This is a genomic window from Hyphomicrobium facile (assembly GCF_900116175.1).
Lineage (GTDB): Bacteria > Pseudomonadota > Alphaproteobacteria > Rhizobiales > Hyphomicrobiaceae > Hyphomicrobium_B > Hyphomicrobium_B facile.
The window spans coordinates 630,235-644,389 of record NZ_FPCH01000003.1 but is presented as its reverse complement, the minus strand read 5'-3'; the positions used below and the strand labels follow the sequence as shown (position 1 = coordinate 644,389).

The window sequence follows — 14,155 nt, the reverse complement described above, 5'->3', positions numbered from 1 at the left end:
CGCTTCTCCGTGCGAAGCGGCATACCCCGCCCACACGGTCACATCGCGCCTGTTAATCTTTTCTTAATTTGGGGCCTGAGTTGCAACCAACCGCCAATTCAGGTTGCTTCGGGCCTTGGCGTTCGAGATATCGCGGCTGAACGTCCAGATATCGGTCACGTCTGTGATCTTCTGGGCGTCGCCCGCGATGACCTCACCGGCCTTGTCGTGCGTTGCCGAGATCAGCTCGCTGACGAAGCGCACCGTTACAGAGGCCACGCCATTCTTGAGTTCCGCCTCGACGACATCGGCCTTCCGGATGCCGACGAACTGCTGCTCGATCGTCTCGCCGCGAGCTTCCCGCTCCGCGATGGCGGCCGTGAAACCGTCGTAGACTTCTTTGCTCAAAAGGTCCTTCAGCGCCTTGCGGTTTCCTTCCGCGAACGCCGACACGATCATCTCATACGCCCGGCCAGCGCCGGCCACGAAGGCGTCTGGGTCGAACGTCGGATCAACCTTGGCAATATCCAGAAAACCCGTAGTTACGGCCGGATCCGAAACAGGATACGCCCTGATGCGCGCTTCCGCATTGGTTGCGGCTGCTTCAGGCGCGGACACGGGAGCTAATGGCTCGCGGTCGCGCCGCGGCATCGTGATGACGTCGGCCGACGCCGTCTCCGTGGCCGGGCGCTGGCCCGCTTCCCGCTCACGCGTTTTCAACCGCTCGACGCGCTTCTCGTCATCGTCCGTACGGTGGCCGAGCACGTTCCGAAGCTTGATGATCGCTGCAACCGCGATAACGAGAGCAATGATTGTAATAAGATCGAATTGACCGTTCATACTAAAGGTCAGCGCCTCCGGGTGACGTGGTGCCAAAAAGGCTTCTGTTGGATGGCCCGCCACCCTAGTACCCCTATCTAAGGGCCCGGACGGACGATTTGAAGATAGAACTTCTATAACACCTTAAGCATCCGGCGTCTGCCGCCTGTCGCCGCTGGCCTTCAGGGCCGGAATGCGGAGGGCAAAGACCGGCCCGATAATGTGAATATCGTTGAACATGGGGCCCTGCTTCCTGATGGTCGATGGCCGCTGACGCCCATCCGCGCTAAGGTGCCGCAATAGTTTTGCGAGCGCTTATGTCTCAACCGTTCAAAATTGCCCTGATCCTGGCGTTCGCAGCCCTGCCGCTGCTGGAAATCGGGTTGCTGATCCGCCTTGGGCAGGCGATCGGCATCTGGTGGCTCGCTGTAATCGTACTCGGCACCGCCGTCCTCGGAACGTACGTCATTCGCCGGGTCGGCCTTTCCGTCTTCGAGCGTGCGTTATCGCGATTGGGCACGGAACGGGAAGGCTTCCCCCCGCTCTTCGATGGATTTTTGCAGGTCCTCGCCGGCCTTCTCCTGATCTTTCCTGGCGTGATCTCGGATCTGCTCGGTCTGTGCCTGCTCATCCCTCAAGTCCGCCACCTCGTCATCCGGACGGGGCTCTTGAAGCTCGTCACGCTGTTCCACTACCAGGCCGAAGTCAGCCGTGAAACCTTCCGCGCCGGCACCGAAGAAAATCCGGCTGGCGATGAGGGTGTCGTCATCGAGGGCGAATATGAGCGCGTGAGCGAACGCCCGCTGCATCAGGGCAAAGCCGTTCAGCCCAGACGTTCCAGAAACTGAGACGATCGCGAAACTGAGACGTTCGGAACGTTGAACGCGCGTAACGCGGCTGATGCGCTCTCCGTTGCGCGACCCGTCGCGGCGTGCTAGCGACCGCGCTCCGAATTTCTCGATCCATGGATAGATTGAAGAGGGCACGATGGCCGAACAGGGAAACAATGGCAACGGCGCTGCCGCCGCGCAAAAGCCCGAAGGCCAAGTGGCCATCCAGGCCAAGATCGTCAATCAATACATCAAGGATCTGTCGTTCGAAAATCCGAACGTCGCCAAGCTGATTGCGTCTGCGGGCGACCAGCCGACCCTCAAGGTTGAGGTCAACGTCGGCGCTCAGAAAATGGAAGATGATCTCTTCGAAACGTCGATCGAGTTCAAAGCCACCGCCACGAACAACATCGGTACGATCTATGTGCTTGAGACGGTCTACGCGGGCCTGTTGAAGATCGAAAGCATGCCGGAAGGCGCGCTGGAGCCGTTTCTTCTGATCTCCGGCCCCGCGATGATCTTCCCGTTCCTCCGCCGCCTGGTCGCCGACGTAACGCGCGAAGGCGGATTCCCGCCGCTGCTTCTCGATCCGATCGACTTCGGCGACCTTTACAGGCGCCGCCAGCAGCAGCGAAGCCAGGGATCGGGCCGGGCCAACGCCTGAACCCGAATGCGATCTGAGCCTGAGATCGATCTCAGGCTTTTCTCTGAGTCTACGAAGCTGGCGTTTCATCCCAGAAACGCAGCCAGAGCGCTGGCGTTTTCATCTTCTCGACGAACGAACGATGAGCATCGGCCTCCGCCTCTCCAATCCGGGACGGTAGCGGCTGCGACCGAACGGCTGCGGCCGCACGCCGTGCGCCGCCGCGCTGGTTGCCCGACGCGTTAGCGCTCGACGACTGCAAACCGAACGTCGCTTGCCGCTCGCCGAGCAGCTCGACGTACACTTCCGCCAAAAGCAAACTGTCGACGAGCGCGCCGTGCTTCGTGCGCTGCGAATTGTCGATCGAATACCGTTTGCAAAGCGCGTCGAGCGTATTCGGGCCTGCAGGATGCCGTCGCCGCGCAATCGCGAGCGTATCTACCACGCGATCGAAGCTCAGAGCCTTTTCGCCGACGAGGCCCAGCTCGTAGTTCAAGAACATGATGTCGAACTGAGCGTTGTGAATGACGAGAACATCGTCACCGACGAACGCCAGGAACTCGCGCACGACATCGCGGAACAACGGCTTATCGTACAGGAATTCCGTCGCGATCCCGTGGATCTCTTGTGCTTCCCGCGGCACATCGCGTTGCGGATTGATGAAGCGATGGAACTCTCGGCCCGTCGGAATGCGATTGATTATTTCGATGCCGCCGACTTCGATGAGGCGATGACCCTTCTTCGGATCGAGGCCGGTCGTTTCGGTATCGAGTACGATTTCGCGCATTTAGTCCGTTTCCCCCAGGAGGCGTCGTCGGGCGCCGTCGAGCGCCAAGAGCTATCGCCAATACTTGTCGTAAGCCGTGGCGCTCAGGGGGAGTAGCTTAGTGATGATGCGGTCGATTTGGCTGTTGCAGTTTTCGACCGGTCCGTTGGTGTCCACAATGAAATCGGCGCGCGATTGTTTTTCGGCCTCTGGAAGCTGCCGCGCAACCACCGCCTCGAACCTGGCGTCCGTCATCCCTGCACGCGCCAGCACACGCTCGCGCTGCAGCTCGGGCGATGCCGTAACGACGACGATGGCATCGACATGCTCGTCGCGCCCACCCTCGAAGAAGAGCGGAATTTCCAGAACTGCCATCGCTGCGCCGTGCGTCTTCTCGTCTTGCAGGAAGCGGCGCTCCGCCTCATGAACGCGAGGATGCACGATCGCTTCGAGATCCTTGAAGCGATGAGGGTCGGCGACGAGCTGCGCTGCGAGCTTGCCGCGATCGACAACGCCACCAGCAACCGATCCCGGAAAAGCCCGCTCGATCTCCTCGCTCAGCGGGCCCGCGTAGAGCCGGTGCACCTCTGCGTCCGCATCGAAAACGCTAATTCCGCGCGCACGGAACCGTGCCGCTGCGGTCGATTTGCCCATGCCAATCGAACCCGTCAATCCAACGACAAGCATCACGCCTCTCGAATATTTTCTGCAACAAGCCTGTAAAGTTCGGGCGTCACCTCCGGGCGAACTCCGAACCACTTCTCGAACCCGGGAACGGCCTGGTGTAGCAACATCCCGAGGCCGTCCACGCCAACGAGCCCATATGTGCGAGCGGAACTTAACAATCCGGTCTCCAACGGGACGTAAACGAGATCCGCGACAACTGCAGTGTTGGGTGCCCGAGAAAAATCGATGCCCGTATCCCCCGCGCCGTTCATGCCAAGCGTCGTCGTGTTAACGATGACGGAAACGTCCGTGATATGATCATTCCGGACGTCCCAAGGCCAAGCGGAAACACGCGCGCCGAAGTGACGCGCTATCTCCTGCGCCCGCTCGACTGTCCGGTTGTAAACGCGAATGTCGTCGCGGCCGGCTTCCAGAAATCCATGGATCACCGCCCGCGCTGATCCTCCCGCACCGAGGATCATGATGGAGCCCGGCGACTGCTTCCAATGCGGCGCAGACTGATCGAGATTGGCCATGAAGCCATAGGTGTCGGTATTGGTGCACGCCAGCGCCTCGCCCTCGAACCAGAGCGTGTTCGCGGCACCAACCGCAATGGCCGCAGGAGCTTGAATCTTGGCAGCCGCAAACGCCGCTTCCTTATGCGGCACGGTCACATTGCAGCCTGCAAATCCGCGATTCTTCAATGACGCGAGAAACTGCGGCAGCTCCTCGGCGCGAACCGGCTCTTTCGTATACGTGCCCTCGATCCCGTACTTGCGCAGCCAATACTGATGAATGAGCGGCGAGCGCGAGTGCGCGATCGGCCACCCGATGACACAGGCTCGCTTCATGCTGTGATCATCTGTTCTTCGCGAAGACGCGCGAGAAGCGCCAACAGCGGAATGCCGAGAATCGTGAAATAATCGCCCTCGATTTGTTCGAAGAGTTGCACGCCCAAACCTTCCAATTCATAGCAGCCGACACTGCCGAGAACGCGATCTCCCGCGCGCTTCAGATAGGCGCCGAGAAATTCATCGGAATAATTCCGCATGGTCATCGCAGCCGTCGATGTCGCTTGCCAGTGGACGACGCCGTTTCGAGCCAGCGCAACCGCGGAAACGAGATCGTGTGTGCGCCCGCGCAGCATGACGAGATGTTCGCGTGCCTCGCTAACACTCCCGGCCTTTGAAAAAATCTTGGGGCCCAGCGCCAGCACCTGATCGGCGCCAATGACGAGAGCATCTGGATGTTCGACGGAAACGACCCGCGCTTTTTCCGCCGCCAACACGCTCGCAACATCTGCCGCTTCCGCGCCCGATGTCTTTTCCAAAATAGCGTCTCGAATGGCCGTCTCGTCGATGTCCGCGGGAATGACCTCGAATTCGAGGCCCGCTGCTTCGAGCAATGCCCGGCGCGCAACGCTGGCCGAAGCGAGGATCAACTGGGTCACGTCAGACATTGACCGGGTCCGTGTCCGGTTTCGATCCGGCCTTCCGGTCGTTCAAGAGCTTCAGGATCATCGTTGCAGATTCTTCGATGGACCGTCGCGTCACGTCGATGATCGGCCAACCGTACTGAGCGGCGATCTTCCGCGTATAGGCGATTTCGGCCGATATCGTATCACGATCGACATACGTTTCGAGGTCCCGGTCGGCCATGAGGATCGCGCGATTGCGACGCACGTCTGCAATTCGATCCACATTTGCAATCAAACACACCACAAATGCCGAGTGCTGCCGGAACAGTTGCTCCGGCAGCGACACCTGCGGGACGAGCGGCAGGTTGGTCGTCTTGTAGCCGCGCTGCGCGAGATAGAGGCTTGTCGGAGTTTTCGACGTCCGCGAAATGCCGAGCAATATGATGTCCGCATCGCTGAGATTGTCCGGCAGCCGGCCGTCGTCGTGCGCCATCGTGAAATTCATCGCATCGATGCGCCGGAAGTAATCGGCATCGAGAACATGCTGTCCTGCAACCGTCGGCGTTTGCGGCGCGCCGAGATAGCTCTCGAAAACTTGCATGATCGGCCTCAAGACCGCGAGACAAGGAATCTTCAATCGCTGGCAATGCTGCTCGAGCTCGACCGCAAGCGCATTGTTGACGACGGTATAAAGAACGATGCCGGGCTCGGCCTCGATGTCGGCAAGCACGCGCTTCAATTGCCGTTGGGTCCGCACCAATGGGTGAACGTGTTCGATCGCCCGAATGTTCTGATACTGCACGATCGCCGCTTTCGCGATCGCCGCCAGCGTTTCACCGGTCGCATCGGAAACGAGGTGCATATGAAACAGGCTCGGCAACGTCATGACATCGATCTCTTGCGACTGACGGGCGGCAGCCTGTTCAAAACCCCGACGTTATCCCCGGACCCGGTGGGCGCCTTTCGGGTTGAGAGAACAACCATCGGCTCACCCACGGCGATACCCACATCCGGGCAAAAGGGAAAGATGTTGTTCGACAAATGGCCATCCCAAGGGACAACGGGCCTCTCCAGCCTCAGTCCTGCGGTTTTCAACAAACAACCCTTCTGGGTTGCCGTTGCAGGTCGTTCGCAAGTCATTGATTAATGGACGCCTTATCGCCCTATTGCGCTAGGCGCCCCACAAGCCCTATCGCTCGTGCTACACGATCTGACTGACTGAAACCTTGTGGACAGCATGTGGACGATTTCGTCATCCCCGATCCTCGCTGCCCTAAGAGTCTAAAAAATAAGCTTCAAGAAAACTTATCTGATTTGAAGTGAAGGGAAGAACGACGTTGCACGACCCGAATGCCAACCAGCCCCTGAAGCGCTTCCTGACCCCGTTTTCGGGCAAGGCCGTTCAACCACCTCCCGTCTGGCTGATGCGCCAAGCCGGCCGCTATCTGCCGGAATACCGCAAAATCAGGTCCGAAGCCGGGACCTTCCTCGACCTGTGCTACTCGCCGAAGCTCGCTGCCGAAGTGACGCTGCAGCCGATCCGGCGCTACGGCTTCGACGCCGCAATCCTGTTTTCCGACATCCTCGTCGTTCCCGACGCACTTGGCCAAAACGTCCGATTTGCCGAAGGCGAAGGTCCCCGCCTCGAGCCGATAAAGTCGGTTGATGATCTGCGCCGACTCACCTTATCGAACACCCACTACAAGTTCGCAAAAGTTTGCGAGACGGTCGCGCTGCTCGCCCGAGAGCTGCCGCGCGAGACGGCTTTGATTGGATTTTGTGGGGCACCTTGGACCGTTGCGACGTACATGGCGGAAGGCCGCGGATCGACCGACCAGGCCGCAGCGCGAAGCTGGGCTTATCGCGACCGGCAGGGCTTCTCACAGCTCATCGATCTGCTGACCGAAGCCTCGATTGTGTACCTTTCCAACCAGGTGGAAGCCGGCGCCAACGCTCTGCAGATTTTCGACAGCTGGGCTGGTAGTCTCGCCGACGACGAATTCGAGCGCTGGGTCATTGCTCCGACGGCGCGTATTGTAACCGAGATCCGGCGGCGTCACCCGAAAGTCCCGATCATAGGCTTCCCGCGCGGAGCCGCAGCAAGCCTTCAGAAATACATCGACGGAACCAATGTCGATGGCGTCAGCTGCGATACGGCCTGCCCACTGAGCGTGATGCAGGCAATCGCGAAAACAGGCAAAGTCGTCCAGGGCAATCTCGATCCCCTGCTTCTCGTCGCCGGCGGCGACGCGCTCGACGCCCGCGCCGGTGCAATCTGCGAGGCGATGGCTGGCCTGCCATTCGTATTCAACCTCGGACACGGCATCGTACCGGAAACGCCGCCCGAGAACGTCGCCCGGCTTGTTCAAAGGGTCCGCGAAAAGGGAAACTGAAGCATGTCAGACGCTCCCTCCACCGTCTCGCCTTCGGCAGGCTCCCCAGCGCGCCGCGCCGCGATTGCGCTGGTGGTGACCATTCTTCTGGCCACGGCTTTCGTCGTCATCTTCCCGGCCGACGCCTATCTCTGGATCAAATCCTTCCACGTCATCGCCATCATCGCCTGGATGGCGGCCATGCTCTATCTGCCGCGGCTTTTCGTCTATCACGCCGAGGCGCCTGTCGGCTCCCCGCAGTCCGAAAGCTTCAAGGTGATGGAGGGCCGGCTTCTCAACATCATCGCGACGCCGTCGATGATAATCGCCTGGGTGCTCGGCCTATGGCTCGCGACCACGGGCCACTTCTGGTCAGCACCTTGGTTGCACGCCAAAATTACGCTGGTCCTCATCCTCTCCGGGTTGCATGGCTATCTTTCGGCGTCCGCTCGCGCCTTTCGTGAAGATCGCAACACGAAACCCGCGCGTCACTGGCGGATTATCAATGAGGTCCCGGCGGTGCTGATGATCGGCATTGTCATCCTTGTGATTGTAAAGCCATTTTGAGACTTTCCAGAACCGCGCCGATCTGCTATGAAAAATCAGTCCTCATAGGATTTTGGCAGACGGCACGTTTCGACGTTTTGATGCGTCAACGCCCGCCGGTCCATGACGAGGCGCCCGCCTCGTCGCCGTCATGCCAGGCTCATTCATCCCACCTCACCACCCGATTCCGCTCAAATGCGGCGCTCCGTGGAGTTCTTTTTCAATGAAGCAAATGAAGCTCGAGGATTTGAAGCGGAAATCCCCCGCCGAGCTCGTCACCTTCGCCGAAGAGGCCGGTGTCGAAAACGCCTCGACCCTGCGTAAGCAGGAATTGATGTTCGCGACGCTGAAGCAGCTCGCGACCCAGGAAACCGAAATTACTGCGACCGGTGTGGTTGAAGTCCTCCAGGACGGCTTCGGCTTTTTAAGGTCGCCCGACGCGAATTATCTGCCCGGTCCCGACGACATCTATGTCTCACCCTCGCAGATCCGCCGTTTCGCCCTCCGCACCGGCGATACGGTCGAAGGCCAGATCCGATCGCCCAAGGACGGCGAACGCTACTTCGCCCTCCTCAAGGTCTCGAACATCAACTTCGAAGACCCCGAGAAGACCAAACATAAGAGCCACTTCGATAACCTGACGCCGCTCTATCCCACGCAGTGGCTGAAGCTCGAAATCGAAGACCCGACCATCAAAGACCTGTCGTCCCGCGTGATCGACATCGTCTCGCCGCTCGGCAAAGGCCAGCGCGCCCTGATCGTGGCGCCGCCCCGCACCGGCAAGACCGTTCTTCTCCAGAACATCGCCCATTCAATCACGGCCAACCATCCGGAATGCTACCTGATCGTTCTGCTCATCGATGAGCGGCCGGAAGAAGTCACCGATATGCAGCGCAACGTCAAAGGCGAGGTCATCTCCTCGACGTTCGACGAACCGCCGTCGCGCCACGTCCAAGTGTCGGAAATGGTCATCGAGAAGGCTAAACGTCTTGTTGAGCATAAGAGGGATGTCGTCATCCTGCTCGACTCGATCACGCGCCTGGGTCGTGCCTACAACACCGTCGTTCCGTCCTCCGGCAAGGTTCTGACCGGCGGCGTCGACAGTAACGCCCTGCAACGGCCGAAGCGCTTCTTCGGTGCAGCCCGTAACATCGAAGAGGGCGGCTCGCTGACCATCATCGCCACCGCGCTGATCGATACCGGTTCGCGCATGGACGAGGTCATCTTCGAAGAGTTCAAAGGTACCGGCAACTCGGAAATCATCCTGGACCGCAAGGTCTCCGACAAGCGCGTCTTCCCCGCGATCGACGTATCGCGCTCGGGTACGCGCAAAGAAGACCTGCTCGTGCCAAAGGATCAGCTCAAGAAGGTCTACGTCCTCCGCCGTATCCTCAACCCGATGGGTACGATGGATGGCATCGAGTTCCTGATCGACAAGCTCCGGTCCACCAAGACCAACGGCGAGTTCTTCCAGTCGATGAACACGTAGCCGCGAAAAAAAAAGATTCACGTGAAAAAGGCCGCCCAATCGAGCGGCCTTTTTTATTGCTGAAGGAATGCGGAGTCCTACTCCGCCGCGTGAACGATCTGCTCGCGCGCTTCCTGCGCCGGGGTCTTGGCGGCGAGCTTCTTATAGCGCTCGGGCTCACCCTTGCCGGGCTCGTAGTAGAACGGCAGCAGCAGCTGCTCGACGTAGCCCTTCGGGAAATTCGGCAGCTCGTCGATGCCCATATCCTTGGACGTGATCTCGCGCTTCGGCTTGTCGTTGAACGTGCCGAGCATCTTATCCCAGATCGTCAGAAGCAGGCCGAAATTGCAGTCGCCTTCGGTGCCCCAGTTCACGTGATGCATGTGATGGAGACGGCCAATCGACAGATGTCCCTGCAGCGGACCGAGCCGCGCATCGACATTCGAGTGCTGCACGATCAGCGTCACCGAGATCAGGAAGCCCAGCACCACCGCGACCGGAACCGGCATGCCGATGATCACGAGCGGCATGTTGCCGACGACCATATCGATGACCTGATGGATGGGATGGCGGATGACGCCGTTGTAGCCATAAAGCCGGCCGACACCGTGATGGACCGCATGCAGCCTCCAGAGCGGCGCATACCGATGGCTGAGGTAATGCATCATCATGAACGCGAAGTCGGCGACGAGGAACGCCATCAGCACCTGCGTCCACATCGGCCACTCTGTCGGCCAGATACCCTGGAACGGGAAAAGCCAGCAGATGACCGGGATCAGGAAGACGCCATTCATCGCCGACAATTCATACGCCGCGATGTGCGCGGTATTGGCGGCCATGTCGCCGTGTTCGGAGTGTTCGTTCCACTCATCGAAAAACGGGGCGATCTTCTCGGCCGCGAATGAAGTTGCATAGGCGATTGCGAGCAGCGGTAAAAGCCAGAGATAGGCCCAGCTGTTGCCCCGCGCGACGACGAGCTCGCTGACAACCCAGTAGGCGGCCGCGGTCAGCCCGAACATCATGAAGGGGGCGTATCCGTATCGAACGACTTCACGGAGATATTTCATGCGGCGCGGCCTTTCCACACAGCCTCTATATCGCTCCCGGGCTGCTTCAGCCAAGCGTTTGAACTCTGAGACGTTTCAACGCGGTAAAGAGAGTCATCGAAAAGTTGCATCTCTCGTTTCGCCACGCGCTGCCCTGAGCCGTTCGAGGAATTCGTCAGGCTCGTGCAAAGGCGCGCTGCAGGTCGGACCCGTGCACACATAAGCCGTTGATCTACCTCCGATGCTGGACTTATCGCCGAGAGCCGATTGACTGTTTAACGGCGCAGCCGTTGCGGCAATGAACTCGACGTCACCGGGCAACGAAATATGGCGCAAAACCGTCGCGAGACGATCATCGCCGGCGCCGATGACTGCAACCTGAACCAGACGATCCAAATCGAGTTCCGCGGCGATAAGACCGCAGTGCCCGGTTGGCGACCGAGCCTCCGCGCCCGCAAAGGCACGTGTGAGTTCCCGCGCCCGGTCATCGTATCGGCTCTCGCCAGTCAGAGCGTTGAGCACGATCAAATTGGAAAGCTGGATCGCGTTGGCGCTCGGAACTGCATCGTCCATCGCCGTTTTGAGGCGCACGACGACATCGGTCGTGTCGTCGGCCGCCGTGAAATAGCCGCCGCCCTCGCCATCCCAGTAATGCCGATCGAGAACCTCAGCCCAGCGCTGCGCCTGAGCGAGATAGGTTTCCGATTGCGTCGCGCCGAACAAGCGAAGCGCGGCCCAGGTCATGTTCGCATAATCGGATGCAGTCGCCGGTGCCTTCGCGAGACCGTCACGATAGGAATGGAAAAGACGATCGCCGCCGGCTGAGAGCTTCGTCGTGATACACGTGAAAGCGCGTTCGGCGAGAGCAAGCCATTCCGGATTTTCGAACACGACTGCAGCGCGCGACAACGCAGCGATCATCAGCCCGTTCCAGTCGGCGAGGATCTTGTCGTCCCAGCCGGGACGGATGCGCAGCGCGCGACGCGACAGAAGCCTCGCACGCATCTCAAGCAGTCGCTCTTCTTCCGCATCCGAAAGCAAGGCGAGCGAGTCGAGACGATTGAGAATTGTGTGCCCTTCGAAATTGCCGTTGGGCGTCACGCCGTAAATGCGTCCGAAGAATTCCGCATCCTCTGCGCCGAGGATCTCCACGATTTCTGCCGCGCTCCAGACGTAGAACTTGCCTTCTTCGCCTTCGCTGTCGGCATCGAGCGAAGCCGCGAACCCGCCGGCTTCACCGATCATCTCGCGTTCGAGCCACGCGACGGTCTCGGCGATGCGGGTCGCAAACAGCGGCTCCTGCGTCTCGCGCCAAACCTCCGTCATGAGATCGATCAGCAGCGCATTGTCGTAGAGCATCTTTTCAAAGTGCGGCACGAGCCAGCGCTCATCGACGGAATAGCGCGCGAAGCCTCCGCCGAGATGATCGTAGATCCCGCCCTGGCAGATATGACGAAGCGTCGTGACGACAGCATCTTTCGCAGTCTGCTCGTTGAACCGAATGGCTCCACGCCACAGCAGCCAGAAGATGTTCCATTGCGGAAACTTCGGCGCGCCCGAGAGACCGCCATGTTCACGATCGACCGCACGCGCGATGCGCTGAACGAGATCGCGAACGTCGGGACCTGGCACATTCCCGCGAGACTGCGTGACGGCATCGTCCTTCAACGAAGCGAGAAGCGCCTCGGTATTCTTGCGCACGTTATCGGGCTGGTTCTGATAGGCCTCCGCGATACGAAGAAGAACGGTCACGAACGCCGGACGCCCGTAGCGTGATTCACGTGGAAAGTACGTGCCGCCCCAGAAGGGTTTTGCCTCGCTGTCGAGGAACATCGTCAGCGGCCATCCACCCTGCTCGCCGAGCCGATGCAGCGCGCCCATGTAGATCGCATCGATGTCGGGACGTTCCTCGCGATCGACCTTGATGTTGATGAAGAGGCTGTTCATCACCTCCGCCGTCGCTGCATCCTCGAAACTTTCGTGCGCCATCACATGGCACCAGTGGCATGCAGCGTACCCGACGGAGAGCAGAATGGGTTTCCCCGTCCGCTTCGCTTCGGCAAGCGCTTCGGGACCCCACGCCCACCAATGCACGGGATTGTCTTTGTGCTGCAGGAGATAAGGGCTCGTCTCGTACTTCAGCCGGTTTTCGCTCATTGCACTCAGTGGCGTTAGGAGGGTTTTCGTGATCGAGTTGCACCCGACGGCGTCTACGAGTACGCGAACCAAATGAATGAGGCTTCAACTATCTTCGCGCTATCGAGCGCACCGGGACGCGCCGGCGTCGCCGTGATCCGCGTATCGGGTCCGGCCGCTCAAGCTGCTCTCGAAATGATGTCCGGACCATTGCCGAAGCCGCGCTTCGCTGCTTACCGGACCATCAAGCATCCAACGACCGGAGAAGCGCTCGATAGAGCAGTCGTCATTTGGTTCAAGGCGCCTTCGACCGAAACAGGCGAGGACATCGCCGAGTTCCAGATCCACGGAAGTCGCGCCGTCATTGCCGCGATCCTATCCGCGCTTGGTAAAATAGCCGGATGCCGCTTAGCGGAGCCCGGCGAATTCGCCCGTCGCGCCTTCGAAAATGGCAAGCTCGACCTCGCCGAGGTCGAGGGTCTGGCCGATCTGATCGACGCAGAAACCGACGCCCAACGCCGCCAGGCGCTGGCGCAAACGGCAGGCTCTCTCTCGAAAATCTACGAAAGCTGGCGGACGCGATTGATCGAGATTGCCGCGCTGACCGAAGCGGCAATCGACTTCTCCGATGAAGGCGACGTCTCGGCGTCATCGTTCGCCGAAGCCAGAAAACGCGCAGCATCGCTGCAAAAGGAAGTCGCCGCACATCTCGACGACGGCCATCGAGGCGAGATCCTTCGCGATGGCTTTCGCGTCGCCCTGTTGGGGCCGCCGAACGCGGGAAAGTCGAGTCTGCTGAACGTCCTCGCCCGCCGCGAAGCCGCAATCGTCTCCGCTGAAGCAGGTACGACCCGCGACGTCATCGAGGTTCGGCTGGATCTCGCTGGCCTCCCGGTCATCGTCTCCGACACCGCAGGCATTCGCGAAGCCGCGAACGACATCGAGCGCGAGGGCATCCGGCGCAGCCTCGCCGCCGCTCGCGACGCCGACCTGGTGCTGTGGTTAACGGAAAATTATGAATCGATTCCGCCACTTAGTTTTTCACGTGAAACAAGTCTTGAAATCCGTTCCAAACAGGATCTTGGATTTGAGTCGGAAATCAGTGGCTTAGCGATTTCGGCCAAAACCGGTGCCGGCATCGACCAGCTTATCGCCGAGATTGCCCGCCGCGCTCATGCGGCGGTCGGCTCGGGGACTGAACCGGCGCTGACGCGAGCCCGACACCGCGAAGCCCTGGAAAATGCCCTGAAAGATATCGGCGTTTTCCTTAACGGCCCCGCAGATGCCATCGAACTTCGGGCTGAAGACGTGCGCCGCGCCGCACATGCGCTGGGCCGGATCACCGGCCGGGTCGACGTCGAGGACGTCCTTGACCAAATTTTCAGTCGATTCTGCATCGGCAAGTGAGTCCAAAAGGTTTCACGTGAAATGATTCCCGGATTCGCAAGCCCCCATTTTTCAGACTCC

General features: G+C 60.0%; 14 protein-coding genes. 6 read left to right on the top strand and 8 right to left on the bottom strand.

Annotation, left to right across the window (positions count from 1 at the left end):
- Window positions 1–63: 63 nt before the first annotated feature.
- Window positions 64–819: a Tim44/TimA family putative adaptor protein gene (locus tag BM399_RS16090; protein WP_092868756.1), complete on the bottom strand. Its 756-nt coding sequence runs from the start codon at window positions 817–819 to the stop codon at window positions 64–66.
- Window positions 820–1,115: 296 nt separating this feature from the next.
- Here BM399_RS16090 and BM399_RS16085 point away from each other — a divergent pair, with 296 nt between their 5' ends.
- Window positions 1,116–1,646, top strand: coding sequence for an FxsA family protein (locus tag BM399_RS16085; protein WP_092868755.1), 531 nt, complete (start codon window positions 1,116–1,118; stop codon window positions 1,644–1,646).
- A 139-nt stretch (window positions 1,647–1,785) separates the two neighbouring features.
- Entirely contained in the window at window positions 1,786–2,292 is a 507-nt protein-coding gene (secB, locus tag BM399_RS16080) for a protein-export chaperone SecB (RefSeq protein ID WP_092868754.1), read from the top strand.
- A gap of 49 nt (window positions 2,293–2,341) precedes the next feature.
- Here the strand turns inward: secB and dnaQ are convergent, their stop codons facing one another.
- From dnaQ to BM399_RS16055, 5 genes are read right to left on the bottom strand one after another with little or no spacing between them, the layout of a single operon-like run.
- Window positions 2,342–3,058 (bottom strand): DNA polymerase III subunit epsilon, encoded by a 717-nt coding sequence (gene dnaQ / locus BM399_RS16075; RefSeq protein ID WP_092868753.1) that lies wholly within the window; start codon window positions 3,056–3,058, stop codon window positions 2,342–2,344.
- A 51-nt stretch (window positions 3,059–3,109) separates the two neighbouring features.
- Window positions 3,110–3,724 (bottom strand): dephospho-CoA kinase, encoded by a 615-nt coding sequence (coaE, locus tag BM399_RS16070; protein WP_092868752.1) that lies wholly within the window; start codon window positions 3,722–3,724, stop codon window positions 3,110–3,112.
- Window positions 3,724–4,554 (bottom strand): shikimate dehydrogenase, encoded by an 831-nt coding sequence (locus tag BM399_RS16065; RefSeq protein ID WP_092868751.1) that lies wholly within the window; start codon window positions 4,552–4,554, stop codon window positions 3,724–3,726. Before BM399_RS16065 ends, coaE begins: the two co-directional genes overlap by 1 nt.
- Complete coding sequence (locus BM399_RS16060; protein WP_092868750.1) at window positions 4,551–5,162, bottom strand: Maf family protein; 612 nt, start codon at window positions 5,160–5,162, stop codon at window positions 4,551–4,553. The genes BM399_RS16065 and BM399_RS16060 overlap by 4 nt, the downstream gene beginning before the upstream one ends.
- Window positions 5,155–6,006: a pyruvate, water dikinase regulatory protein gene (locus BM399_RS16055; protein ID WP_092868749.1), complete on the bottom strand. Its 852-nt coding sequence runs from the start codon at window positions 6,004–6,006 to the stop codon at window positions 5,155–5,157. Before BM399_RS16055 ends, BM399_RS16060 begins: the two co-directional genes overlap by 8 nt.
- 451 nt (window positions 6,007–6,457) lie before the next feature.
- On the opposite strand from BM399_RS16055, the gene hemE reads away from it, so the two are divergent.
- From hemE to rho, 3 genes are all read left to right on the top strand, one after another.
- Complete coding sequence (gene hemE, locus BM399_RS16050; RefSeq protein WP_177228190.1) at window positions 6,458–7,513, top strand: uroporphyrinogen decarboxylase; 1,056 nt, start codon at window positions 6,458–6,460, stop codon at window positions 7,511–7,513.
- Window positions 7,514–7,516: 3 nt separating this feature from the next.
- Window positions 7,517–8,059 carry a protoporphyrinogen oxidase HemJ gene (gene hemJ, locus BM399_RS16045; protein WP_092868748.1) on the top strand — a complete coding sequence of 181 codons (543 nt, stop codon included), beginning with the start codon at window positions 7,517–7,519 and terminating at the stop codon, window positions 8,057–8,059.
- A 202-nt stretch (window positions 8,060–8,261) separates the two neighbouring features.
- Window positions 8,262–9,527 (top strand): transcription termination factor Rho, encoded by a 1,266-nt coding sequence (rho, locus tag BM399_RS16040; RefSeq protein WP_092868747.1) that lies wholly within the window; start codon window positions 8,262–8,264, stop codon window positions 9,525–9,527.
- 77 nt (window positions 9,528–9,604) lie between these two features.
- Here the strand turns inward: rho and BM399_RS16035 are convergent, their stop codons facing one another.
- Window positions 9,605–10,573, bottom strand: a complete 969-nt coding sequence (locus tag BM399_RS16035) for a sterol desaturase family protein (RefSeq protein ID WP_092869149.1) — start codon at window positions 10,571–10,573, stop codon at window positions 9,605–9,607.
- A gap of 93 nt (window positions 10,574–10,666) precedes the next feature.
- Window positions 10,667–12,709, bottom strand: a complete 2,043-nt coding sequence (locus BM399_RS16030; RefSeq protein ID WP_092868746.1) for a thioredoxin domain-containing protein — start codon at window positions 12,707–12,709, stop codon at window positions 10,667–10,669.
- Between the two features lie 72 nt (window positions 12,710–12,781).
- Here BM399_RS16030 and mnmE point away from each other — a divergent pair, with 72 nt between their 5' ends.
- Entirely contained in the window at window positions 12,782–14,095 is a 1,314-nt protein-coding gene (gene mnmE, locus BM399_RS16025) for a tRNA uridine-5-carboxymethylaminomethyl(34) synthesis GTPase MnmE (RefSeq protein ID WP_092868745.1), read from the top strand.
- The last annotated feature ends 60 nt before the right edge of the window (window positions 14,096–14,155 follow it).

Bases quoted from the DNA above. Each gene is read 5' to 3' on its own strand.
- BM399_RS16090 (WP_092868756.1), bottom strand. From the start codon at position 819: ATGAACGGTCAATTCGATCTTATTACAATCATTGCTCTCGTTATCGCG.
- BM399_RS16085 (WP_092868755.1), top strand. From the start codon at position 1,116: ATGTCTCAACCGTTCAAAATTGCCCTGATCCTGGCGTTCGCAGCCCTG.
- secB (WP_092868754.1), top strand. From the start codon at position 1,786: ATGGCCGAACAGGGAAACAATGGCAACGGCGCTGCCGCCGCGCAAAAG.
- dnaQ (WP_092868753.1), bottom strand. From the start codon at position 3,058: ATGCGCGAAATCGTACTCGATACCGAAACGACCGGCCTCGATCCGAAG.
- coaE (WP_092868752.1), bottom strand. From the start codon at position 3,724: ATGCTTGTCGTTGGATTGACGGGTTCGATTGGCATGGGCAAATCGACC.
- BM399_RS16065 (WP_092868751.1), bottom strand. From the start codon at position 4,554: ATGAAGCGAGCCTGTGTCATCGGGTGGCCGATCGCGCACTCGCGCTCG.
- BM399_RS16060 (WP_092868750.1), bottom strand. From the start codon at position 5,162: ATGTCTGACGTGACCCAGTTGATCCTCGCTTCGGCCAGCGTTGCGCGC.
- BM399_RS16055 (WP_092868749.1), bottom strand. From the start codon at position 6,006: ATGACGTTGCCGAGCCTGTTTCATATGCACCTCGTTTCCGATGCGACC.
- hemJ (WP_092868748.1), top strand. From the start codon at position 7,517: ATGTCAGACGCTCCCTCCACCGTCTCGCCTTCGGCAGGCTCCCCAGCG.
- rho (WP_092868747.1), top strand. From the start codon at position 8,262: ATGAAGCAAATGAAGCTCGAGGATTTGAAGCGGAAATCCCCCGCCGAG.
- BM399_RS16035 (WP_092869149.1), bottom strand. From the start codon at position 10,573: ATGAAATATCTCCGTGAAGTCGTTCGATACGGATACGCCCCCTTCATG.
- BM399_RS16030 (WP_092868746.1), bottom strand. From the start codon at position 12,709: ATGAGCGAAAACCGGCTGAAGTACGAGACGAGCCCTTATCTCCTGCAG.
- mnmE (WP_092868745.1), top strand. From the start codon at position 12,782: ATGAATGAGGCTTCAACTATCTTCGCGCTATCGAGCGCACCGGGACGC.